Below are 21,871 nucleotides of genomic sequence, written 5' to 3'. Positions count from 1 at the left end.
TCCAGGAAGAACCTTTTTATTCTCGCCGGCGCTCTCGCGCTCCTGGCGACCCTGACCGTGTTCTTCGTGGGCAGAAAGGAACGGCATGCGCTGAGTGACCGGAATGTCATGCGGGCCGTGCAGGAGCGCATGATCCGGCCAGGGAGACTCTGTCTGCCCACCTACGTCAAGTTTGGGAAGGCCGAATCCCTGCCGACGGATGAAAAGAGTGCGCGCGAGGTGGCCGATCTGTCCGCGCTGGGACTGGTGCAGGCGGACGCCGAGCAGACCACCAGTGAGCAACTTGTTCTGCGGGTGACGGCGAAAGGTCAGCCCTTCGTTGATGGCGGCAAGCTGTGCCTGGCCCAGTACCGGTACGGCCGTCTGAAAGGCACAGCGGATCAGCGCGTGAGCGAGGGCGGCAGGGGCATGATCAACGCAAAAATCGAGCCGATCATTGAACCCCTCCCAGGGGTGAATCCCGACTGGTTGAGCGGCATTCACAGTATCGTTTCGATACGCGGGATGGACGCTGAACTGGTGGACACCGCGCAGGGGTGGACAGCCAACAGCGTCAGTCTGTACTGATGGATCAACAGGGGAGGGGGCATGAAGATCGTCTGGTTCATGTTGGAAGCCGTTGCCGCCGTTGTCCGGGCGGTCTTCGCCGCGTTGGGTCTGGCCCTGAAGAACCAGGACGAATTGAACCGCTACCGTCAAGTGGACGACCGGAACGGGTACGACGATTAGGTGACGGCTGGAGCGTATCTCAGAGGATCTGCATTGACTTCATGGCTTGAAAACTATTTTATAAGTTTAATCGTTTACTATTCCGAAGAGGGATCAATCCTGACAGAAGCCTAAAAAGTGTGCTGGGGGCGGGGATGCGAGCTGTTGGTGCGCCGCCCGCTGCTCCTAAGGGTGTGGCAAGTTTGTGTGTTGAGCTGAGTCGTGGGAAGCTCAACACACAAACTTGCCACAAGCCGTTAGATCCCATATCACCAGGTGAACTCCGACTGCTAGCAAAATGCCGCCGGGCTTCACACGCCTGTGCGAGCGTGGCCCACACGTGTCAGGGTGAACCCCACCAGTGTCAGTACCGCCAGCCCCAGCAGTGCCCACGGCCCGGCGGCCCCGAGGCCATCAGCCAGCGCGCCCAGGGGGTTGCTCCAGCCCACGCGGTCTCCCAGCCACCCCAGTGAAGCGACGGCGGCCAGTGACGCTCCCGCCACCCGCACCGGGGGATACAGCCGGGTTTGCGCCAGCAGGATCAGCCACGGCATGGTCACGGCGATCACCACGAGCTGCATCGCCTCAATGCCCAGATTGAAGCCCAGCAGACTGAGGGCGGTTTGCCACGAACTGAGCTTCAACTCAGCCAGCGTGTACGAGAAGGCCAGGCCGTGAATCAGGCCGAATCCCCCCGCGATCACCAGTTCACGTCCGGGGAAGATGGGGCACAGGGCGTGGATGGCCGACACCAGGATGGACACGGCGATCAGCGCCTCGATGGGTTGGTCTGGCACGTTCACCAGGCGCAGGGTGCCCAGGATCAGGGTCAGCGAGTGGCCCACCGTGAAGGCGGTGGTGATCTTGAGGATGTTCAGCAGCGAGCGCCGCGTGCCGCCAAAGCCGCCCCAGCGCCGCGTGAGGGCGATCAGCGGGGCCGGCAGCAGCAACGTCAGCAGGAACAGCAGGTGATCGGTCCCCTCGGCAATGTGAGTCATGCCCAGCTTGAAGATGCCGATGAAGCCCTGCCACGCGCTGCCGCCCTCCACGTTGACCGGGAGTTGCAGCACCTGGCCGCTCTGGGGGTCTGCGCGGATGACGCCCACTTCCACGTCCTCGTCACCGCCCTCGTTGTTCAGACCGCGCTCCCAGTCGCGCCGCACCGACACCAGGACCGAGTGCGATTTCACCTCGCGCACGATGGCGTCGTACTGGAGGGTGAAATCGCGCACGCTCGCGCCTGCCGGGGGGGTCAGACGCGCGGACACCACGAATTCCTGATACGGGCCGGTGGCCGCCTGCTGCACGGACGACAGCTCAGGCTGGCCGATCTCCACTTTCCACGCCTGGCCATTCGTTCCAGTCAGCGCGAGGTGGTCCGCGAGGTAGGTCCGCAGGGGCTGACTGTACTGCGTCAATGCCTGTGCGTTGCTCACCAGCTTCCAGTTGGTGGCGAGTTGCAATTCATTCAGCGGCAGGGCAAGTTCCGCCGCGACGTAATCGCTGTGCAGGTCAAGTTGGACGGTGGTCGTCGGCATCGGGTGGGCGAGGCCGCGTCCGGTGAATAAAACGAGAACGAAGGCCAGCCACCAGGTCAGGGACGCAAGGGGGGTGCGGTGTAGACGGATCACAAGTTCACCTCTTTGCACGGAGAGACCGGGCTGCGCAACCAGCTCACGAGCGGTTCACCGTGTAGTTGACCGTCAATTGCTGGCCGTCGTTGCTGCGCTGCTGGCCGGTCACGCCGTACTGCCAGCCCGCGCCGGGCAGCAGGAAGATGTTGGCCGTCCACTGGCCCTTGGCAGGCTGATAGCGGTTCTGATAACTCAGGGTCTGAGCGCCCACCGTGTCCCTTCGTTTGGCCGTGGCGTAGATCTTGAGGACGGCATTGCCGGTTTTTAGGTCAGCGTAGGGCGGTACTTCAATCTTGCCCAGCGTCCAACCGGCGGCCACATCGCCGAGCTTGAGGGTGGACTGCTTCAGCACCCGTCCCGCGTAGGCCCTTGCCTCGGCGTCGGTGATCCTGCCATCAGTATTGGCGTCCAGCGAGGTCAGCACTGTACCGGCCACCTGACTGCCGGGGGTCACGTCCAGTTCCAGTTGCACCGCGCCCGGCGCGAGGGTCAGGTACGCGCCCTGCACCACCTCGTCCACCGGATGCGCCTGGGCAACGGGCAACAGCAGTGCGGCCAGCGTCAGGGCGAGCTTTCTCATCTCTGCACCGCCCTACTTGACCAGCGCCGAGCCGTAATCGTCCGTCGGATCGCGGTACATGCTGTGGATGTGGTTGGCCGAGTTGCCGCCCATGCTCTGCGGCGAGAACTCAATCAGGACGGTGGGGCCGGTCACGCGGTAGTAGGCGTCGCCCGCCGCCGAGGTGGGGCCGTACCACGCGAAAGACGTGCTGTCCAGGTTCTTCTCAATATCGGCCATCTTGGGGGCCAGATCATCATCATTCAGGGCATTGAGCCTTTCTTTGATCAGGGTCAGGAAGGCGGTTTTCTGCGCGGCGGTCATGGCGCTGCCGGGCAGGCCCTCAGCCTGGAGGGTCTTGCCGTCCTGGCCTGGCCCCAGCACCAGGTCAATGCTCTTGGTGCTGATCACTGCTTTGGCCTGCTGCGCCGCGTCCAGGCTGCTCAGCAGGGCGAAGGCGTCTTTGACCTCCTGCGGCACGTCTTCCACGACGGCCACCGTCTGTCCGTTGATGGTGGTGTAAATCGGCTGTCCGCCCGTCAAACTCGGAGCCAGAGTGATATTGCCGCCCGCCACGGTGGCGTTGATGGCCAGGTGATGCCCGCCGAACTGCAAGGTCCAGGCGGTGGTGGCCGATGGGGTGCCCAGGAACGACACGTAATACTCGTCACTGCCAAATTGCAGGTTGCCGCCACCCTGACTTTTAAGGATGTCGTCGGCGGCCATCTGCTGCTGCACCATCTTCACGCCGTCCGCGCTCAAGACGGTGCCGAGGAGGGTGGTCAGGGCCGTGCGCTGGGCAGCGCTCAGATCGCCCCATTTCACGCCGTCGCGCTGAAAGATGCCGGTGGGAAAGTTGGACCATTTGGCCCGCTGGGCGCTGTCGGTGTAGGCGAAGCTGACGGCGTTCTTCTGCGTGGCACTGAGGGTCGACAGGAAAGCGTTGGCGGCGGCCACGACTTTGGTGGTCTGCGCGTCGGCAGGCGTGGTGACGGCGGGACCAGGAGTCACCGTGGTGCCGGTGGTCCCCGTCTGGGCACTGGAGTTACACGCGCTCAGGGCGGCGGTCAGGAGCAGGGCAAAAATTGAATACTTGGGTTTCATAGCAAACCTCCAGGAACAGCAGGAAATCCTTGGTGCGCGGCGCGTTGAATGCGCACCCACGGGAGTCAGCATGCGGGCCGCCCGTTCAGGCTCGATGCGTAGATTGTGAAGATTGGACGCAGACGAGGTGGGCCGGGTCCAGCCCACGCCACCGGACACGGTCCAGTGGTGCGGGAGGCTGCGTTGTCCCGGCGGCCTATTTCAGCGAGGTCCAGGCCGCGCCGTACTCGTTGCCAGGATCCCGGTAGACCGTGTGAACATGATTGATCCCGTTCGCCTGAATGCCGCTTCCCGGGCGATCTACCATCTGGTGGGCAAACTCGATGTGCAGGGTTGGGCCCGTGACGCGGAAGTACACCGGGCTGGGATTGGTGATGTTCCCGTGCCAGGCAAAGTAGGTCTGATCCAGGTTCGCCCTGATCAGGGCCAGCTTGGGTGCCGCGTCAGCCGCGTTCAGCATGCCTACCCATTCCCCGATCAGATCGAGCAGGAGGGCCTGCTGATCCGCTGTCATCTCGGAGGCGGGCAGGCCCTCGGGTTGCAGGATCTTGCCGTCCTGACCTGGCCCCAGCACCAGGTCACTGATCTGGTAAGACAGGGTTGCTTTCTGCTGCTGTGCGGCGCTGAGCGCGTTCATCAGCTTGAAGGCCTTATCGTTTTCGTCCCCCAGTGGACGCACGGTCTGACCGTTGCGGGTGAACGTGGCGGGCTGATCCCCGGTCAGGGTCGGGGTGAGCGAGACGTTCGGCCCCACCACCACGGCGTTGAGGCCCAGGTGGTGACCGCCGAACTGCACCATCCAGGGCGCGCTAGCACTCGGCGTCCCAAAGATGCCGAGGGTGTAAAAGGCGGTGCCGTCGTCGTAAGGGGTGCCACTCTCGGAGAGCACCTGATCGGAATCTATGATGTCGATAACTTTCTGGTAGCCCTCGGGACTGAGCACAACCTTCAGGACGTTCATGGCGGCGGTGCGCTGCGGAGCGCTCAGGCTGCCGAGCGTCAGGCCGGGGCGCGGCACGTCGCTGACCGGATAATTTGACAAGACCGCCTTGCCATACTGCTCACCGACGAAGGTGGCCTGGCCATTCATGCCGCCTTTGAACTGGGCAGCGGTGGCGGTCTGCTGCGGGGTGAAGTCAAACTGCCCCTTTGTCCGCTGGTCGGCGTTCAGCATGTTCAGGAAGGTTTGGGTGGCCGCCACGATGGCCAACGTCTGGGCGTCCGTGGTCTGGGGCGCTGTGGAGGGGGTCGCCGCAGCAGACGGACTTCCGGCCCCACCGGCTGTGGCGGTCAGGGCAGCAGAGGTGAGCAACAGGGTGAGCAGCATGGCGTTCTTCATCATCAGGCTCCTTTTATGCGTCAGCGGCGGGCGACCTGATAGGTCACGGTCAGTCCTTGCCCGTCGCTGCTGTGCTGCTGCCTGGACACCTGGTACCACCAGTCCGCGCCGGGCAACAGGAAGATGTTGGCCATCCACCGGCTTTTCACCGGCTGATAGCGGTTTTGGTAGGCCACCGTGTCCGCTCCGGCCCGGTCCGGGCGCGTGGTCACGGCGTAAATCTTCACGACACCATTGCCACTGAGCAGGTGCTGATACGGCGGCATGATCACCTGATTCAGCGTCCACGGCATGGCCTTACCGCCCACCGTCACGCTGGACTGTGCCAGAACTCGTCCGGCGAAGGTTCGGGCTTCGGCGGCGCTGAGCTGCCCGTCGGCGTCCGCATCAATGGCCCTGACTACCGCGCCAGCCACCTGGCTGCCGGGTGCCAGATCCAGTTCGAGGCGGATTGCGCCCGGTGTCAGGGTGAGGTAAGCCTCCTGGAGCAGTTCGTCCACGGGATGGGCCTGGGCGACGCCACACAGCGCCGCCAGGAACGTCCATCCGCCTCGCTTCAGCACGCCGGTGTCACTTCGTCCAGGCCGCGCCGTACTCGTTGGTCGGATCGCGGTACATGTTGTGCAGGTGGTTGCTGGGATCACCGTCGTTGGCCTGCGGCGAGAACTCGATAATCGCCGTGGGGCCGGTGATTCGGAAATAGGCGGAGCTGCCCGCCGTCGTCGGTCCCCACCAGGCGAAAGAGGTCTGATCCAGATTTTTCTGGATGTCCGCCATCTTCACCGCGAGGTCGTCGGCATTCAGAATGCCCAGGCGATCCTGGATGAGGGCAAGGAACAGCGTTTTCTGCGCAGCGGTCATGGCACTACCGGGCAACCCTTCGGGCTGGAGGGTCTTGCCGTCCTGGCCCGGCCCCAGTACGAGGTCGATGCGGGTCGTGCTGATGACTGCTTTGGCTTTCTGCGCGGCGCTCAGGCTGCCCAGCATGGCCTCGGCGGCCTTCATCTCGATAGGCACCTGCGGGATAATGGTCACGACCTGGCCGTCACGGAGGATCTTCACGGGTTCACCGCCCGTCAGGCTGGGCGAGAGGGTGACGTTGTCGCCCACGACGGTGGCGTTGATCGCCAGGTGATGACCACCGAACTGCATCATCCACTGTGTGGTGGCCGACGGTGTCCCCAGGAACGACACGAAGTAATTATCGCTGCCGAAACTGACTGAGGGGAGGCTGCCGCTGGCCCCTCCGGCTGCGGGCGGCTGTCCGCCTGCGGGCGGGTTGGTAGGTCGATCCGAGCCAGCTCCAGCTGCCGGGGCTGCCGTAGCACCGGCTGGCTCGCTGCTGGCGATGCCGCTGCCGTCAGTGCGGTTCGGGGCCGTTTTGAGCACCTCGTCGGCGGCCATCTGACCTTTGACCATGTCCACACCTGCCGGGCTTAGCACCGCGCCCAGCAGGGTCATCAGCGCGGCGCGCTGTGCAGTGTTCAGGTCACCCCACCGCACGCCCACACGGTTGAAGGCCCCCTGAGGGAAGTTCGACCAGCGCACCCGTTGCGCCGAATCGGTGAAGGCGAACATCACGGCCTTTTTCTGCGCGTCGCTGAGGGTGACGAGAAAGGCATTGGCGGCAGCCACGATTTTGGTGGTCTGGGCGTCGGCGGCGGCATTGGCGGCGGCCACGGGCGCACCTGCCCCGCCTGCCGAGGCCAGCGACAACGTGAGCAGGGAAACGCTGCCGAGTGCAGCGGCTATTACGGCGGAAATCAACGGTCTATTCATGGCGAACCTGCCTTGAATGAGGACGAGGAGGGAAGAAAAGGGAAGGCCTGTCGGTGTGCCGCCTTCATACTGACCTGAGCTTGTAACGGTTCTGTAAATAAAGCCCGCATGAATTACACAAATTTCGTGAAGATGTGTGAAGTGGCGGCTGTTTCGCTCAAAATTGGGGCGGCGCAGCCCTTGCCAGCGCCGCAGCTGGGGAAGCTTCTCACCGTTACTCATTCCTTCGGACTTTGGCGCAGCTCAGGTGTTCCGGGACAGGATCAGTTCAGCGCGCAATCCGCCGCCCGGTGAGGTGAGCAGCATCAACTTCCCCCCATGCGCCTCCGCGATGGCCTCCACCAGCGCCAGCCCCAGACCCGCGCCGCCGCCGCTTCCCCCCTGCTGCGGCCCGCGCTGAAACGGCTGAAGCAGACGCGGCAGCTCGTCGGCTGGAATACCAGGACCAGCGTCCTGCACGCTCAGGCAGGCGTGGGTGGCGTCCACCCGGCAGGACACCAGGACACACGAACCCGGCGGACTGTACCGGACGGCGTTCTGGATCAGGTTGCCCGCCGCCAGCACCAGCGCGTCAAAGTCGCCGCAGGCGGCCGCGTCTTCCAACGTCACCTGAAGCCGCGTGCCGCGTTCCTGCACTTCCGGGGTGTGCAGCTCGGCAGCCATCAGCGCCACGTCGGCCAGGTTGACGGCGTGTTGCTCGGCGGGCCGGCCAGCGCGGGCCAGCGCGAGCAGTCGGTGGGTCAGGCCGCTCATATCCTCGCTGACCTCCCGCACCTGGGCCAGCACCTCGCGGTACTGCTCCGGCGTGCGCCCGTGTTCCAGGGCCAGGCTGGCCGCTGCCCGGATCACGCTGATGGGCGTGCGCAGCTCATGGGCGCTGGCGTGCGCGAACAGCCGCTCGCGGGCCATTTGGGCGTCCAGTTTGTCCAGCATGTCGTTGATGGTGCGGGTCAATCGGGCCAGTTCGTCCGCGCCGGGGGAGACAGGCACCCGCTCCCCCGGCTGCCCGCTGCGGGCGATGCGGGCGGCCAGATCGCTGACCTGATCCACGGGTCTGAGTGCCCGGTCTGCCAGCACGTAGCCGATGCCCAGCGTCAGCAGCAGCAGCAGGGGCAAGCCCAGCAGTTCCAGACGCAGAATCTGGCCCAGGGACGCCCGCAGCGCCGCATCCGACTGGCTGGCCTGAATCCAGCCCTCCGGGATCCTCACGGTAAACACCCGTTCTGACCCTACCTGAACGGCTCCGGCCTGCGGAAGAAAGCCCACGCGGGACGGTCCACAGTCCACCTCACGGCCCTGGAGATCGTAGACGGTCAGGCGGGTGGGCTGCTGACGGTTGAGCTGCCCCAGAGCGGCCTCCACGCCGGACGGCGGCTCGCCACCGCCGGTGGCCTCAATTTGGGCCTGCTTCTGGGCATATGTTCGCAGCGAGGCGTCCAGGCCGTCATACAGCGTGTGGCGCAGTGCGGCGAAACTGAACGCCCCAGCAATCAGCAGCGTCACGGCCAGCAGTGCGGCGTAGGTCAGGGTCAGCCGCCAGCGGAAGCTCAAGGCCCCAGCTCGCCTAGGCGGTAGCCGTGGCCGCGCACGGTGAGGATCACGCCGTCGCCCAGTTTGCGGCGCAGGTTGCCCACGTAGACGTCCACCACCCGGCTCTCCACCTCCGGCTGCCCGGCCCACACGCGGGCAATCAGCTCGTCGCGCGCGTAGGCCCGCTGGGGCTGAAGGGCAAAGCCTTCAAGCAGCTCAAATTCCCTAGGCGTCAGTGGCACGCCTGCCCCCGCCGGGCCGCTCACCTGCCGCCTCAGCAGGTGCAGGGTGAAACCGCCCGGCAGCGGCACCGCGTTGCTGCCCTGGCCTGCCGAGCGGCGCACCAGGGCCGACAGGCGGGCGCGGAGTTCGCGGAAATCGAAGGGTTTGCTCAGGTAATCGTCGCCGCCCACGTCCAGTCCGGTCAGGCGGGAGTCCACGTCCGCCCGCGCAGTCAGGAACAGGATCGGGGTGGCGTCGCCCCGTGCGCGCAGGCGCTGGGCCACCTGGAATCCGGCGTCCTCGCCCTCGGGCAGCATCACGTCCAGGATCAGGGCGTCAAATCCGCCGGAGGTCGCCACGTTGTAGCCCTCACGGGCGGACGTGACGGCCTCAACGCGGTGACCGGACTCCGCGAGGCCGGCCGCGATCAGCGCCCGCAGGCGAGGATCGTCTTCCAGCAACAGCAGGTGCATGGAGCCAGTGTAGGGCTGCCATGTAAGGGAACGGCAAAGCCAGGTAACAGGCTCTGAACGCGACCGTTCCTCAAGAGTGAGACGGCCATGCGCCTGTGGGATGCACACTGTGCAGATGGAGGCGAGGGATGCACAACCCACCTGACCCGCAAGACCGTTGGACCGCTGTGGACGCTTACCTGAGCGATTTATTGATCGTCCAGGACGCTGCGCTGGCGGCAGCCCTGATTGATCAGGCTGCCGCAGGCTTGCCCGCACAGAACGTCAGCGCCCTTCAGGGCCAACTCCTGACTCTCCTGGCGCAGATGCAGGGGGCACGGCGCATCCTGGAGATCGGGACTCTGGGTGGGTACAGCACCCTGTGGCTGGCCCGCGCCCTGCCGCCGGGTGGGCAACTCGTCACCCTGGAACTTCAGCCGCAGCGGGCGGCCCTGGCCCGCCGCAGCCTCGAACGGGCTGGTCTGAGCGGCAGGGTGGAAGTGCGCGTTGGGCAGGCCACAGACTCGCTCGCCCAACTCAGTGCGGACGGTGCGGCCCCGTTCGACTTCATTTTTATTGACGCCGACAAGCCGAGCTATACCGAATACCTGACGGGCGCGTTGCGGCTGGCCCGCCCTGGAACGGTGCTGATGGTCGACAACGTGGTGCGCGGCGGGTGCGTGATCTCACCCGAGAGCGACGATGCCAACGTTCAGGGCGTGCGCCGCTTTATGGCTGCGCTGGCCGCTGAACCCCGGCTCACCGCTACCGCTCTTCAGACTGTGGGCAGCAAAGGGTACGACGGTTTCGTGGTGGCGCGGGTCAACATGGCCGGGGACACAATCCTGGAATGACGGAAATTCCTACGGGTGGTGCGGCGCAGCCCATTATTTCCTGCCCACGGCCCGCGCAGACCGGCAAAGCCATGTAGGCAGCCACAAGATCAGGAAAGAGAGGCCCCCAGTGATCCGCCCGGAATGCTGCGGCCCACCCCCCCTTCATCCAGCGGCAGGCGTACCGTGAACCGCGCCCCGCCGAGTGGGCTCCGGCTCGCCTGCGCTGCGCCGCCGTGGGCCTGGGCCAGTTCCTGAACAATCGCCAGTCCCAGGCCGCTGCCCCCAGTCGCGCGCGTGCGGCTGCTGTCCAGGCGGGTAAAGCGCGTGAAGACCGCCTCACGGCTGGCCTCGGGAATGCCGGGGCCGTCGTCGTCCACATGCAGAAGTGCCGAACCATTTCCCGCTTCGAGGCTGAGCTGGACGCGGCTCCTGGCATGTTGCAAGGCGTTCTCCAACAGGTTTACGGCGATCTGGCGCACCCGCCCTGCATCGGCATAGAGCAGGAGAGAGGTCGGCGCGCTCAGGTGCAGGGTGACGCCCCACGCTCCCGCCCGGTCCCTCAGGTCACGCACCACCCCGGCGCTCAGTCCGGTCAGGTCCAGCGCCCCCAGATGTAGGCTCAGACGGCCCGCCTCGGCCAGTGTCAGGGTCCGCAGATCATCCACCAGCCGCGTAAGCTGCTGGGTCTGCTCGCTCAGCAGGGCCACCTGAGCAGGATTCAAGGCATATACACCATCTTCTAGTGCGTCCAACCGCGCCTGCATGATCGCCAGTGGGGTTCTGAGTTCATGGGCAATGTCGGCCACCGCCTGTCGCCGCTCGTTTTCCAGCCGCTGGAGGTTGGCGGCCATCTCGTTGAAGTTATCCGCCAGTTCGGCCAGTTCACGCTCGCCACTCAGGCTCGGGGCGCGGACACTCAGGTCACCCTTCGCCATGCCTGCCGCCGCTGCCGACACGGCCAGGATGGGCCGAACCAGCCGCCGCGAGAGGAAAAAGGCCAGGAGTGCCGAGGCCACTGCCGACAACAGCCCCACCCGCAGCAGGTTCTGCTGGATGTTCTTCAGAAAATCCTGGGTGCGTAGGCCGGACCGGTGTGGCAGATCACCTCCATTATTCCGGCGCACACCGGTCCCGGCCACCGGGCTCCCATCCTCTATGCCTCCCAGCACGCTATTCACCGTGGGAAGCCTCAGGTCCGGCGTCCATTGGGGACCCAGGGGCGTGCCGGAGCCGACCGGGGAAATTGGTGCGGTCACGGCGGTCCCGTTCCGGCGCTGCGCTTCTTGCTGGGCGCGCAGAGACTGCTGGACCTCGGGGGGCAAACGGCGGACCTCATTGCGCACGGCCAGGTTGGAAAACACGAAGGTGCTGCCCACCGACAGCCCCACCACCGCCAGCATCCCTAGCAGCAGCGTGACGCCCAGCGAGGGGCCACGCCGCTTTCGGGAGGCTGGCAATCGGTTCAACCGGCCGCCTCCAGTCGGTAGCCCACCCCGCGCACGGTGCGCAGCATGCCCGGCGCACCTGCCGAGTCCAGTTTGCGCCGCACCCCGGCCAGATGCGCGTCCACCACCCGTTCCAGGGCCTCACTGTCGGGCAGAGCCGCCATGAGCAATTCCTCACGGGAAAAAGCGCGGCCCGGTGATTCAGCCAGATGAGACAGCAGCCGGAATTCGGCGGGGGTCAGTGTCAGCGCCTGCCCGTTCACGCGCGCCAGAACGGCGCGGGGATCGATCTCCAGCGGCCCCACCCGTAGCGGCTTTTCGAGGTCTTCCAGGGACGCGCTCGCCCGGCGCAGCACGGCCTTGACGCGGGCCATCACCTCGCGCGGGCGAAACGGCTTGACCACGTAATCGTCTGCCCCCAGCTCCAGACCCACGATCTGATCGGTTTCCTCGGCGCGGGCGGTCACCAGGATCACCGGCGTGCCGCCGTCCGCCCGCACCGTCTTCAGCACGTCCAGGCCACTCTTGCCCGGCAACATGATGTCCAGCAGGATCAGGTCCGGGCTGGCAGCGCGGTAGGCGCTCAGGGCCGCAACGCCGTCCCCAGCACGCTCGGTGCGGTAGCCCTCCTGGCGGGCGTAGGCCTCGAGGACCTCGGCCAGTTGAGGTTCGTCCTCGACGATCAGGATCAGGGCGCTCATGCGCTCACTGTAGGCGTCCCGCGTGAAGGCTGGACGAAGATCAAAGGTCCACATTCAGGGGTTGTTTCGACTGTCGTGACCGCCTCAGCGCTGTGAACCGGGTCTTCGGCAAATCTCCATCAACCCTACGTGCCGTCTTCGTCCGGGCGCCGCACGCTGTCATCCATGCCCCGCACCGGCATGTTGGGGCAGAGGTCAGCTGAATCTCCATACTTTCCGCCCCATTCCAGAGGAGCACCCCGATGAATAACGTCCTAGTTCTGACCACTGTTCTTGCCCTCGCCACCCTCGCCTTCGCCCAGCAAGGCGGGCAAACCCTGAGCGCGGAGCAGCGCGCCCGCATGACCCAGATGCAGCCGGCCAATGACCTGGCGCAGGACATTCGCCTGCTCCCAGGGCTTGAGAAAAATAAGGCCACCGCTGTGACCAAGGCCCAGGCCAGGAGCCTGCTGAGCATCCTGACCACCTTGCAGAAGGCCACCAGCATCCAGCCCAACGACGCCAAAAAGTACCTGACGCAAATCGAGGACAAGATTCTGACCGACACACAGCTCACCGCCCTGGACGCGTTGGTCATCAAAGACGAGAAAGAACGCGAGGCACAACGCGCCCAGCGGCAGGCGACTGGTCAGAACAGTGCGGGCGTCCTGTTGCCCGGTAACCTGGGGGGCTTGGGCGGTGGCGCTGCCTCTGGCAGGAACACGGTAAACGCGGGCGCTCAGGGCAGCCAGTTCGATCCCAGCAAGTTCAACCCCTTCAAAGACGGACGCGGCGCCGACGCCTTGAAGACGTATATCGCCGCGTTGCAGAAGAAATGACCGTGCCCGCCCGCCAGTCCTCTCGCGTTGAAGCCGGGCGGCCCCTGCATCAAATCTTCAACAAGGCTGATCAAAATGTGCCCGTGTCCCCGTCTCTGATCACGCTCCTGTCCGTGCTGCGGCCCCCCTACCGGCTACGCAGTGTGTATGAGCGGTTGCTGGGCACCGAGGTCGAGATCCAGGTGGTGGCCCGGACCCGCCGACAGGCTGAGGCCGCTGAGCGTGCCGCGCTGGACGAACTGGAGCGGCTGAGCGCGGTGTTTAATCGATTCGATCCTGGCAGCGAACTGTCGCGCTGGCTGGCCCGACCCGGTCAGCAGACCCCCCTCAGCCCCGAGCTACAGACGGTGCTGGTGCTGACCGACGGGTGGCGCGAGGTGACGGCCGGGGCCTTCCATCCTGGTGCGGACGCCCTGGGCAAGCTGTGGCAAACGGCGGACACGCGAGGTCAGGAGCCAGCCGCAGAGAGCTTGGCAGCGCTGGTCAGGCATCTTCAGAGCGCCCCCTGGATGCTGCACGACGACGGCAGCGCCACCCTGCACGCTGCCTATCCATTGGGCCTGAACGCGCTGGCGAAAGGCTGGATCGTGGACCGGATGGTTGAGCTGGCCTGGAGTTTACCTGGTATCCGGGCCGTGATGATCAATGCGGGGGGCGATCTGCGGACCACTGGCGGGCGAGGATTGGAGGTTATGGTGGCCGATCCCTTCACCGCCCGCGACGACGACCCACCACTGGTGCAGGTGCATCTTCAAAACGGCGCGCTTGCCAGCAGCGGGAGCGCCTACCGGGGCGTGCAGGTGGGTGACCGGTGGCACTCCCACTTGATTGACCCCCGCAGCGGTCTGCCTGTCCAGAACGTTTCTGGTGTGACGGTGACCGCCCCCGACTGTGCCACGGCCGATGCCCTCGCCACCGCCCTGAGTGTGCTGGGACTGCAGGCGGGGCTGACACTGACCGACGGCACCCCTGGCTGCGCCGCCCTGATCATTACGCCAGACGGACAGCGACATCCCAGTACCCTCTGGCCTCCAGACGTTCCAGTCCGCTGAGACCATTTACTACAACCTCACCTCGCCTTCCACATTCAACTTTAGGAGAACCCACCATGACCGACACTCGCCGCACCTTCCTGCGCAAGCTGGCCGCCGCCGGCGCGGCCCTCACCCTTTCACGTGTGCTTCCCGGCAGTCTCGCCAGCGCCGCCACCGGCAAGCCCTGGGCCGCCGGCATGACGCTGGACGTAAACTTCACCGTCGCCACCCAGGCCACGGGCCGCGTTAAACGCCCTTACGTCGCCGTGTGGGTCGAGAACGAGTCGGGCGACACGGTTCGTAATCTGACCGTCTGGGTGCAGCAAAATCGCCTGAACCCCCGCTGGCTGGCCGAGTTACGCCGCTGGACCCGGCAGAACTCGGAACTGGTCAGCACGGTCAGCAGCGCCACCCGCAATCCCGGCAGCTACGCCGTCAAGTGGGACGGCAAGACCGACGCCGGAAAACTGGCCGAACAGGGCGATTATTACGTCTGCATCGAAACGGCCCGGGAACACGGGCCTTACAGCCTGGTGCGCGAGAAGGTCACGGTGGGTGCCAGCGCCTTCAAGAAAACGCTAGGCGCAGACAACGATATCGAGGCCGCCAGTGTCGCTTACGGCAAAGCCTGAGCCGCAGGGAGCGGAGGGCGCGCCCTCCCCACGTCCAGCCCCACGCCCCCGCACTCTCAAGGCGCGCAGTCACGTCTGGCTGCGCTGGCTGCACACCTACACGTCCATGATCAGCCTGCTGGTGGTGCTGTTCTTCGCCCTGACCGGCATGACGCTCAACCATCCCGACTGGGCCTTCGGCAATTCGGAAGTCCGGCATGAGGTCAGCGGCACGCTGCCCACGGGCTGGATCAGCGCGGGGACAGTGGACTGGCTGACCGTGGCCGAGGAATTGCGCGCCCAGCAGGGATTGCGGGGCCGCGCCGAGGAACCCCGTCTGGACGGCACTGAGGCCAGCCTCTCCTTTCTGGGACCGGGCTACAGCGCCGACACCGTGATCGACACGCGGACGGGCAACTACAGCACCACGATTCTGGCCCAGGGCGGGGTGGCGGTCCTGAACGATCTGCACCGGGGCCGCGATGCAGGCGGGGCCTGGAGTTGGCTGATCGACGTGAGCGGCGGCATCCTGACGTTGGTGGCGGTGACCGGCATCGGCATCCTGCTGTACCTCAAAAAGACCCGCAAACAGGCTTTGGTGGTCATGGGCGTGGCGAGTATGGCCGCACTGCTGCTGGGCTGGCGGGCGCTCGGGTAGGGGAGAACTGGAGGGGGCGACACTGCTGTGAGGAGGGTCGCCCCCTCCCGCCGCAGCTCAAAACGTAGTGCCAAACCCACGGGTTCTCACGCACTACAGCAAAGAGGCGCGCTTTCAAGCGCGCCTCTCTTGCTCTTGCTGTGGGTCATTACTGATCGTAGGCCACGCCCATCACCGGGATGCTCACAGTCGTCAGCGTCTGCCCACCCGACTGCACGTCGATAACGGCGGTGTCATTGACGCCCACGCTCTCGTCCGCGCGGCTAACCGTGACGTGGAACAGCGCCAGATCGCCCTGCTGGGTCACGCTGTCCAGCGTGATGGTGGTGCCGCTCGGCAGCCCGCTGACCGCCAGGCTCAGATCGCTCGGCAAGACGTAATTCAGATCGGCCATCGGGACAATCAGCGACATCCACGCACTCTCGGTATAGAGCATGGTGTAAATCCCGTCGCCGCCCATCGCGGTCACAGGTTCGGCTACTGGGGCGGCGAAGGCGGTGGTAGCGAGGGTCAGGGCAGTCAGGGTGGTCAGAATCAGCTTCTTCATGGTGAGGCTCCTTGGGATGTGGGCGGTGGCCTGCTGGCCGCGTTTGCCCTCCTGAACCCAGAATGCGGCGGACGTGTTCAGAAGCGGTGGAGGAAGAGTGCAGGTTTGGCGTAGAGGCGCGGATTCCTGCCGGGGACGCTCAAATGAAGCCCTCAGTTCTCCTGTCCCCGTCAAATTGCTCAGGTATTCGGCGGCCACTGCTGGTCCAGGACGGAGCCGAAACGCTCCAGCCAGCGCGCAACTCCCGCCCAATTCGTGTTGGAGCAACCGGCTTGCCCCTCCTGTCCCACCACGACATAAGCACGCATCTTCCCGTGTGTCACTCCCTGGAATTCCAGGCTGCCAGAGGCCACTGGCCACTCCCACCAAGGTGGCGTCCCCAGTGCGTAGAGCACGCACGCTTTTACCGGCTGCCGACTCCGCGTGCCTCTCCGGTCCACCTTCGCCGTTTCTTCGCGTGCTGTGGGACCTTTCTTGTTGTCCTGCTGAGAGGCTGAGTCCAGGGCCAGAAAGCGTTTCTGGCCCACACCTTTCAAGGAGAACTGAACATGAGCCGATTCAAGACCATCTTCCGCAAGACGCCCCTGATTGCTCTGGCCGCCCTGCCCCTGACCGTGGGCGCGGTACTGGCACAGCAGGCGGGCACGGCCACTGCAAGCGCCACAGCACAGGCACAGACGCAACGGGTGCAGCCCACGCAACCGGGTCAGCGCAACCAGACCCCAGGCGGCACCAGCACCCAGACCGTACCTACAACCCAGAGCGGCACCAACTATGCCGATGTCTACCTCCAGAAGTTGGCCGCTGGGCTGGGCATCAGCCTGGACAAGCTCAAGGCCGCCGCGCTAGCCGCAGGCACCGCCACCATTGATCAAGGCGTCAAGGCGGGCGATATCGCCAGCAACCGCGCCACCGAGATGAAGACTCGACTGGCAACCAATCCTTTCGGCATGCTGGGACGCGGCATGGGTGGTCACGGCGGTGGGCGCGGGATGCACGGCTTCGGCGGGCACCACGGCAGTCTCAACGACAATGATGCGGATGACGCAGCCGGGCAGGCGGACAGCGGCACTGTCGATCCGAATGCGGTGAACAGCGGAAGCTGAGGAGGCTCCTCTCTGGTCTGTCTGATCTGAATAATCAAAGCTAGAGAAGAATCCAAGCGATGTGGACACCGGCCAAAAACTGGTGTCCACGCTTCTTATATAGGGTGATGTGGTCCTGAGCGATCAAAAGCGTTGTGGATATTGATTCTCCCTCGCGATCAACGGAGCACAATTCTGCTGCTCCCTGCGGTCATGTTCAACGGGCGGAGTCCTTGCCGGACCGACGTGCGCCACAGAAAAAAGGGCGCGCCTCCCCTGACATTTTTCTATGGCCTGCGGCCTCTAGGATGGTAGGGCATGCAAAACGCTGTCAAACCCGGCCAGAGGGAGGCCGGGTGACGACGGGGCCGCTTTCGGCGGCCCCGCTTGACAGCAGCTTCAGCAAAGAAAGGGAGAAGGCGAATTTTGTCCTAGAAGGGAAAAGGCTTGAAGTGGTGCCGCATTTGAGGTACTATTAACCTACCCCGGACAGGGCAAAGGAGCGAAGAGTCATGACGGATCGCTGGCAGCACGCGGACGCCTCGGCGGGCAGGCGACGGCCCAGCGGCATGGGGCTGTCCACATGGATGCCATGGGGCGCGACGGCTTCAGGGTCACGGTGGAGCGGTCCCACAGCGGCGATTCAAAGGCCTATATGGTGGCGATCCGAGAGCGTCAACAGCAAGGGAAGACTGATCCCCGTCTGGGTTGCCAGGTGTACTGGCCTCAAGGTCTGGCAATTCACTGAGCGCTCTGACCCCACGTGATGGGGCCATCTTCTCTGCCGAAGGGCAGTCCCATCAGCCGCTCCTCAGCACCACGGACGCCGCCAGGGCCGCTGCCGCCGTGAGGCTCGGCGCACTTTCCGAAAGCCCCTTTCAGGCAGCGGCCACGCGAATCGCCTGAGTTGTCCGTCACCCCCAAGATGTTCGCCGGGCAGCGCGGCTGCCGGGCCACCTCCGAGGAGGCGCACGCATGACCTTTCCCACCACCCGCGACGGGTACCGGCAGCGCCTGATGCACGACATCTTCAGGCTCGTGCAGATGATCGAGTCCGATGACAATCTCCACTGCGGTGCCAAAGCGTTGGCCCGCAGCGTCCACTTGGATGTGCGCGAGTCTTTCCATGCCCAGCGCTGGCAGTCTATCCCCGTCTACGAGGGCATCCAGGCCCGCGTGCCGCTGCATGAACCCCCCTCCCTGTTGATGGTTCACCATGCCGGTGAAGATGGCCGCCGCTTTGTCCAGGAAAAGAGCGTCCGGGTTCATCCCCCGTTCAGGCCCAGCGACGGCGTAGGGTTCGAGATCGTGCCGAAAGGCTGCCGCCTGCTGCGCCACTTCCAGGACCACGTCGGTGGCGAAGCGGCCTTTACGGTGTGGCGCGGCTTCGTGTCCGAATCGGCGTTGCCAGGCACGCCGCTCTACCACCATGAAACTCTGCCTCCGATTCGGTACGATGCGGCCCAATAGCAAAACGGCCCGTCCCACGGTGGGACAGACCGGCCCTCCCGGACAGGAAGGAGCGCTTAGGAGTATATGGCAGAGGTCAAGGACAAACGGGTGAAAACCTTGCGGGAGTGGCGCCTGGAGCGGGGGCTGACCCTGGAACAGCTTGCTGGGGCGGTGGGGCTGACCAAGGGCTCTGTGGGGGATTACGAAAAGGGCCGCCGGGAACCCGGCATGAACATGGCCTACAAACTGGCTTACGCCCTGAGCATTGAACCGTCTCAGGTGGCTGACTGGATACCAGAGTGGTACACCGAGGCCCTTGAGCGGGACCGGGCAGCTCAGCATCCTGGCTGACACCCACTCATGCTTGAGGCAGCGCTTCCGTTGACGGACTTTAGAGCGCCCAGTCCTCAATCCTCAGACCCGGCACCCGTGCAAATTCGCGGGTGTTGTTGGTCACCAGGGTCAGGCCGTGGGCCACCGCTGTGGCCGCAATCTGAAAATCGAGTGGGCCGATGGGCTGCCCGATCTGTTCCAGCCTGGCCCGGATGCGTCCATACGCGTCCGTGACCTGCGAATCAAAGGGAACCACCACCAGCTGCGAGGCGAAGTCCAGCACGGCCGCGAGGTTGTGATCCACCCGCGCGCTTTTATAGACTCCGTGTAGCAACTCGGCCTCGGTGACGGCGCTCAACCCCACCTCACCGGGCCGCAGTCCGTCCAACCGTTCCCGGACCATGGCGGGTTTGTTCTTGATGATGAAGATGCAGATGTTGGTGTCGAGCAGGTAGCGCAGGGACGGGCTCAAAGCGTCTCGCGCTCCTGGGTCTCCCCTTGCTGGCGGCCTTCCGGGAGGAAGTCGTCCCCGATTCCGGCCAGAGCGTCGAAGGCGGAGGCGAGGGTGGCTTCCGGGCGCAGGGGTCTGAGAATCAGCAGGTCACCGTGACGGGTCACTTCCACCTCACTGACATCGAGCCGCATTTCGCGGGGCAGGCGAACGGCCTGGGAGTTGCCACTCTGGAAGACTTTGGCTGTGGTCATGGCGAACCTCCGTATCTACATGTGAGTATATACGCTGTGAACAGCACGGGTGTTATAAAGCTCCTTGAACGGTCATTCGTGGACCTTTATACTACCCGTACCCATGAAAGCCGTCGCCTACTACCGGGTCTCCCGCCAGAAACAGGCCGCCTCGGGGCTGGGCCTCGAAGCCCAGCAGGCGAACGTGGCCGCCTTCGCCCGAGCCCGAGGCTACGAGGTCACCGCTTCGTTTACCGAGATCGAGACCGGCACCAACAAGCGTCACCGCCCCGAACTGGCCAGCGCCCTGGAACACGCCCGGCGGGACGGCGCCGAACTCTTGATCGCCAAGCTCGACCGCCTGGCCCGCAACGTCCATTTTGTTTCGGGTTTGATGGAAAGCCGGGTGCGCTTTACCGCCGTGGACCTGCCCGAGGTGGATTCGTTGACTGTGCACATTCTGGCGGCCGTGGCCGAGAAGGAAGCCCGGATGATCTCCACCCGCACCAAGGACGCGTTGACGGCGGCCAAAGCCAGAGGGGTCAAACTGGGCACGCCGGAGAACCTGACCCCCGAGGCCCGGCAGCGGGGCGCGCAAGCGCGGCGGAGCAGTGCGGTGGAGGCCTACAGGCTGGTCAGCGGTTACATCCAGGTGCTGCGGGCGCAGGGCCTGACCTTGCAGCGGATCGCGGACCGATTGAACGCCGAGGGCCACCGGACGGTGATGGGCAAACTCTGGCGCCCCGTTCAGGTGCGGAATGTCCTGCGACGAGTGTCGAAGGAGGGGGATGGGCAGTAGGCAGCGAGCGTCTTTTCAGCGGGACGCTCAGTGGCCCCCCGAAGGTGCCCGCACGCTGCACAGGCTCGGGCACGCCCACACCACTGCGCTGTTGGATGATGGACGGCGCAGCGAGCCATTGAGGAGGTCTGGCCCAGCATCACCGTCCCCAGGTGCCCCCTGGGTCACCATAAAGCGGGCAGCATCAATTCATGATTTTGAGCTTGAAGCCCAGGCTGGCCTTGCCCCCAGCGGGCACGTCCACCTGACGGGTCAGCGTGATCTGCCCGTTCTGCGCGGCCTGACCGTTCACCGAGACGCTGCGCCCATAGAGCTGCTCACGGACATTGACCCGCGTAGCCGTCCTCTTGGTACTGACCAGGGTGTACGTCACCTGATAGGTGCTGTTGAGCACTTGGCCCTTCTCGTTCTTCTCCTGACCCGTGCGCTTGACGGTCTTCTCGTAGCGGAGTTCGGCATCGGCGCCGAGGTCGAGGTCAACCGGTTTGCCCGCCTGAATCGCCGGAAGCTGGACGCTGCCCACCAGCAGGCCGCTTTCCCGCACATCGACCAAACCGGTGGGCAGGGACTGTGACGACGTGAACTTGTAATGGCGGTTCGTCTGACCGGAGCGGTTCTGAGCATCGAAATACGACTGCACGCTGGCGTAGCGGATGAACGCGCTGACCTTGGGCTGGAGGAAGGGCAAGGTCAGCGATTCCCCGCGTCCGATGTTCAGGCCGCCGGGCAGGGCGTAGCCTTGCAGACCGCGCACTTCGCCAACGCTGCGGATCTGGTCGAGGGCCACGGGACTTGAAGCGGCTGACGTGAGGAGTCCCGCCCCTGTTCGCCCTGCTTGCGCTTCACTCACACTCACCGGCATGGGGAGTGGCGTAGGTTGGTACTGCTGCTGCACGCTGCCGCCGTAGAGGTCAACTTTTTGTGCGGTGAACACCTGGTCACTGAGATTGCTGATCTGGGCCAGCGCCGCCAGCGTTGCCGCCGTCCCATTCAGGTTGAGTTCATAGCGCGGCTTCCACGACAGGGCCTGCGTGCGGTAGATCAGCTTGGCGCCCTTGACCGTATCGAGGCCACTGAGTTTCAGAGAGACGCCCCCCTGCACCGGGGGCTTTTCGTTGAACGCCAGCTCACTGCGCCCGGCGTTGACATACCCGCCAGTGCTCAGCTTGAGCAGCAGGTCGTCGGCCCGCTCGAAGGTGGCCTGAACAGGGGGTTGACCGGCCTGCACCCAGGTCACGCTCTTGCCTTCCTGAGTCCGCAGCCAGTCCAGTTCAGCGGGTTGCAGCGAGAGGGCTGCCGGAGTTCCGCCGCTGACCGCGAAGCTGCCGGGCTGAATCCAGCGCCACTGACTGAAGGGGAAAGTCAGGTCAGGGGGCGCGGGTTGTTGCACTTCGGTAAAAGCTGGGTAGACCCGGAGGTCCGTGGCGAGCGCGGCGGAGGGCAGCAGGGTGAGCAGCAGAACAAACGTTTTCCGGTTCATGGGTGGCCTCAGTGGGATAGAGCAGGGCCAGCCTGACAGTTCAGGCTGACGGCTTTCTGCT

The 21,871-nt window shown here is 64.9% G+C and carries 25 protein-coding genes; 11 read left to right on the top strand and 14 right to left on the bottom strand.

The annotated features are described in order from the left end of the window. Window positions 1-108 precede the first annotated feature (108 nt). A complete protein-coding gene (locus FHR04_RS12325; protein ID WP_139403706.1) occupies window positions 109-567 on the top strand; it encodes a hypothetical protein in 459 nt (152 codons plus the stop codon). 21 nt (window positions 568-588) lie between these two features. After that, a complete protein-coding gene (locus tag FHR04_RS21005) occupies window positions 589-729 on the top strand; it encodes a hypothetical protein (protein WP_170213945.1) in 141 nt (46 codons plus the stop codon). Between the two features lie 290 nt (window positions 730-1,019). On the opposite strand, the gene FHR04_RS12320 is transcribed toward FHR04_RS21005, so the two are convergent. From FHR04_RS12320 to FHR04_RS12285, 8 genes are all read right to left on the bottom strand, one after another. Beyond that, complete coding sequence (locus FHR04_RS12320; protein WP_211344195.1) at window positions 1,020-2,339, bottom strand: HupE/UreJ family protein; 1,320 nt, start codon at window positions 2,337-2,339, stop codon at window positions 1,020-1,022. Window positions 2,340-2,382: 43 nt separating this feature from the next. After that, complete coding sequence (locus FHR04_RS12315) at window positions 2,383-2,922, bottom strand: hypothetical protein (protein ID WP_139403705.1); 540 nt, start codon at window positions 2,920-2,922, stop codon at window positions 2,383-2,385. 12 nt (window positions 2,923-2,934) lie between these two features. After that, a complete protein-coding gene (locus FHR04_RS12310; protein ID WP_170213944.1) occupies window positions 2,935-4,005 on the bottom strand; it encodes a DUF3500 domain-containing protein in 1,071 nt (356 codons plus the stop codon). A gap of 196 nt (window positions 4,006-4,201) precedes the next feature. Beyond that, window positions 4,202-5,347, bottom strand: a complete 1,146-nt coding sequence (locus FHR04_RS12305; protein WP_211344194.1) for a DUF3500 domain-containing protein — start codon at window positions 5,345-5,347, stop codon at window positions 4,202-4,204. 17 nt (window positions 5,348-5,364) lie between these two features. Next, window positions 5,365-5,907 carry a hypothetical protein gene (locus FHR04_RS12300; RefSeq protein WP_139403703.1) on the bottom strand — a complete coding sequence of 181 codons (543 nt, stop codon included), beginning with the start codon at window positions 5,905-5,907 and terminating at the stop codon, window positions 5,365-5,367. Window positions 5,908-5,914: 7 nt separating this feature from the next. Continuing rightward, window positions 5,915-7,123 (bottom strand): DUF3500 domain-containing protein, encoded by a 1,209-nt coding sequence (locus tag FHR04_RS12295; RefSeq protein WP_170213943.1) that lies wholly within the window; start codon window positions 7,121-7,123, stop codon window positions 5,915-5,917. 243 nt (window positions 7,124-7,366) lie between these two features. Continuing rightward, window positions 7,367-8,674 carry a sensor histidine kinase gene (locus FHR04_RS12290; RefSeq protein ID WP_139403701.1) on the bottom strand — a complete coding sequence of 436 codons (1,308 nt, stop codon included), beginning with the start codon at window positions 8,672-8,674 and terminating at the stop codon, window positions 7,367-7,369. Then, entirely contained in the window at window positions 8,671-9,348 is a 678-nt protein-coding gene (locus FHR04_RS12285) for a response regulator transcription factor (RefSeq protein WP_139403700.1), read from the bottom strand. Before FHR04_RS12285 ends, FHR04_RS12290 begins: the two co-directional genes overlap by 4 nt. Before the next feature lie 128 nt (window positions 9,349-9,476). Between FHR04_RS12285 and FHR04_RS12280 the strand changes: the two genes are divergently transcribed. Next, complete coding sequence (locus FHR04_RS12280) at window positions 9,477-10,181, top strand: O-methyltransferase (protein ID WP_139403699.1); 705 nt, start codon at window positions 9,477-9,479, stop codon at window positions 10,179-10,181. A gap of 89 nt (window positions 10,182-10,270) precedes the next feature. On the opposite strand, the gene FHR04_RS12275 is transcribed toward FHR04_RS12280, so the two are convergent. Both FHR04_RS12275 and FHR04_RS12270 read right to left on the bottom strand, forming a co-directional pair. Further along, complete coding sequence (locus FHR04_RS12275) at window positions 10,271-11,629, bottom strand: ATP-binding protein (RefSeq protein ID WP_249039104.1); 1,359 nt, start codon at window positions 11,627-11,629, stop codon at window positions 10,271-10,273. Continuing rightward, the gene (locus tag FHR04_RS12270; RefSeq protein WP_139403698.1) at window positions 11,626-12,309 is read right to left on the bottom strand and encodes a response regulator; all 684 of its coding nucleotides are present in this window, start codon (window positions 12,307-12,309) and stop codon (window positions 11,626-11,628) included. Before FHR04_RS12270 ends, FHR04_RS12275 begins: the two co-directional genes overlap by 4 nt. A 242-nt stretch (window positions 12,310-12,551) precedes the next feature. Between FHR04_RS12270 and FHR04_RS12265 the strand changes: the two genes are divergently transcribed. From FHR04_RS12265 to FHR04_RS12250, 4 genes are all read left to right on the top strand, one after another. Continuing rightward, the gene (locus FHR04_RS12265) at window positions 12,552-13,127 is read left to right on the top strand and encodes a hypothetical protein (RefSeq protein ID WP_139403697.1); all 576 of its coding nucleotides are present in this window, start codon (window positions 12,552-12,554) and stop codon (window positions 13,125-13,127) included. A gap of 83 nt (window positions 13,128-13,210) precedes the next feature. Further along, complete coding sequence (locus FHR04_RS12260) at window positions 13,211-14,179, top strand: FAD:protein FMN transferase (protein WP_249039103.1); 969 nt, start codon at window positions 13,211-13,213, stop codon at window positions 14,177-14,179. Window positions 14,180-14,235: 56 nt separating this feature from the next. Further along, window positions 14,236-14,793, top strand: coding sequence for a DUF2271 domain-containing protein (locus FHR04_RS12255; RefSeq protein ID WP_139403695.1), 558 nt, complete (start codon window positions 14,236-14,238; stop codon window positions 14,791-14,793). Further along, window positions 14,771-15,430: a PepSY-associated TM helix domain-containing protein gene (locus FHR04_RS12250; RefSeq protein ID WP_139403694.1), complete on the top strand. Its 660-nt coding sequence runs from the start codon at window positions 14,771-14,773 to the stop codon at window positions 15,428-15,430. Before FHR04_RS12255 ends, FHR04_RS12250 begins: the two co-directional genes overlap by 23 nt. A gap of 148 nt (window positions 15,431-15,578) precedes the next feature. On the opposite strand, the gene FHR04_RS12245 is transcribed toward FHR04_RS12250, so the two are convergent. Next, window positions 15,579-15,977 carry a hypothetical protein gene (locus tag FHR04_RS12245; protein ID WP_139403693.1) on the bottom strand — a complete coding sequence of 133 codons (399 nt, stop codon included), beginning with the start codon at window positions 15,975-15,977 and terminating at the stop codon, window positions 15,579-15,581. Between the two features lie 548 nt (window positions 15,978-16,525). Between FHR04_RS12245 and FHR04_RS12240 the strand changes: the two genes are divergently transcribed. From FHR04_RS12240 to FHR04_RS12225, 3 genes are all read left to right on the top strand, one after another. After that, window positions 16,526-17,083 (top strand): hypothetical protein, encoded by a 558-nt coding sequence (locus tag FHR04_RS12240; protein WP_139403692.1) that lies wholly within the window; start codon window positions 16,526-16,528, stop codon window positions 17,081-17,083. Window positions 17,084-18,037: 954 nt separating this feature from the next. Further along, entirely contained in the window at window positions 18,038-18,532 is a 495-nt protein-coding gene (locus FHR04_RS12230; protein WP_139403691.1) for a hypothetical protein, read from the top strand. A gap of 66 nt (window positions 18,533-18,598) precedes the next feature. Further along, window positions 18,599-18,865, top strand: a complete 267-nt coding sequence (locus tag FHR04_RS12225; RefSeq protein ID WP_139403690.1) for a helix-turn-helix domain-containing protein — start codon at window positions 18,599-18,601, stop codon at window positions 18,863-18,865. Window positions 18,866-18,905: 40 nt separating this feature from the next. Here the strand turns inward: FHR04_RS12225 and vapC are convergent, their stop codons facing one another. After that, window positions 18,906-19,319 carry a type II toxin-antitoxin system tRNA(fMet)-specific endonuclease VapC gene (gene vapC / locus FHR04_RS12220; protein ID WP_211344193.1) on the bottom strand — a complete coding sequence of 138 codons (414 nt, stop codon included), beginning with the start codon at window positions 19,317-19,319 and terminating at the stop codon, window positions 18,906-18,908. Beyond that, complete coding sequence (locus FHR04_RS12215) at window positions 19,316-19,552, bottom strand: antitoxin (RefSeq protein ID WP_139403689.1); 237 nt, start codon at window positions 19,550-19,552, stop codon at window positions 19,316-19,318. The genes vapC and FHR04_RS12215 overlap by 4 nt, the downstream gene beginning before the upstream one ends. Before the next feature lie 103 nt (window positions 19,553-19,655). On the opposite strand from FHR04_RS12215, the gene FHR04_RS12210 reads away from it, so the two are divergent. Next, complete coding sequence (locus FHR04_RS12210) at window positions 19,656-20,330, top strand: recombinase family protein (RefSeq protein WP_139403688.1); 675 nt, start codon at window positions 19,656-19,658, stop codon at window positions 20,328-20,330. Window positions 20,331-20,514: 184 nt separating this feature from the next. Here FHR04_RS12210 and FHR04_RS12205 read toward each other — a convergent pair whose 3' ends face one another. Continuing rightward, window positions 20,515-21,810, bottom strand: a complete 1,296-nt coding sequence (locus tag FHR04_RS12205; RefSeq protein WP_139403687.1) for a hypothetical protein — start codon at window positions 21,808-21,810, stop codon at window positions 20,515-20,517. Window positions 21,811-21,871 lie beyond the last annotated feature (61 nt).

This window comes from Deinococcus radiopugnans ATCC 19172 (genome assembly GCF_006335125.1).
Classification (GTDB): domain Bacteria; phylum Deinococcota; class Deinococci; order Deinococcales; family Deinococcaceae; genus Deinococcus; species Deinococcus radiopugnans.
The sequence above is the reverse complement of the archived record's forward strand: the minus strand, read 5'-3'. Positions and strand labels throughout refer to the sequence as shown.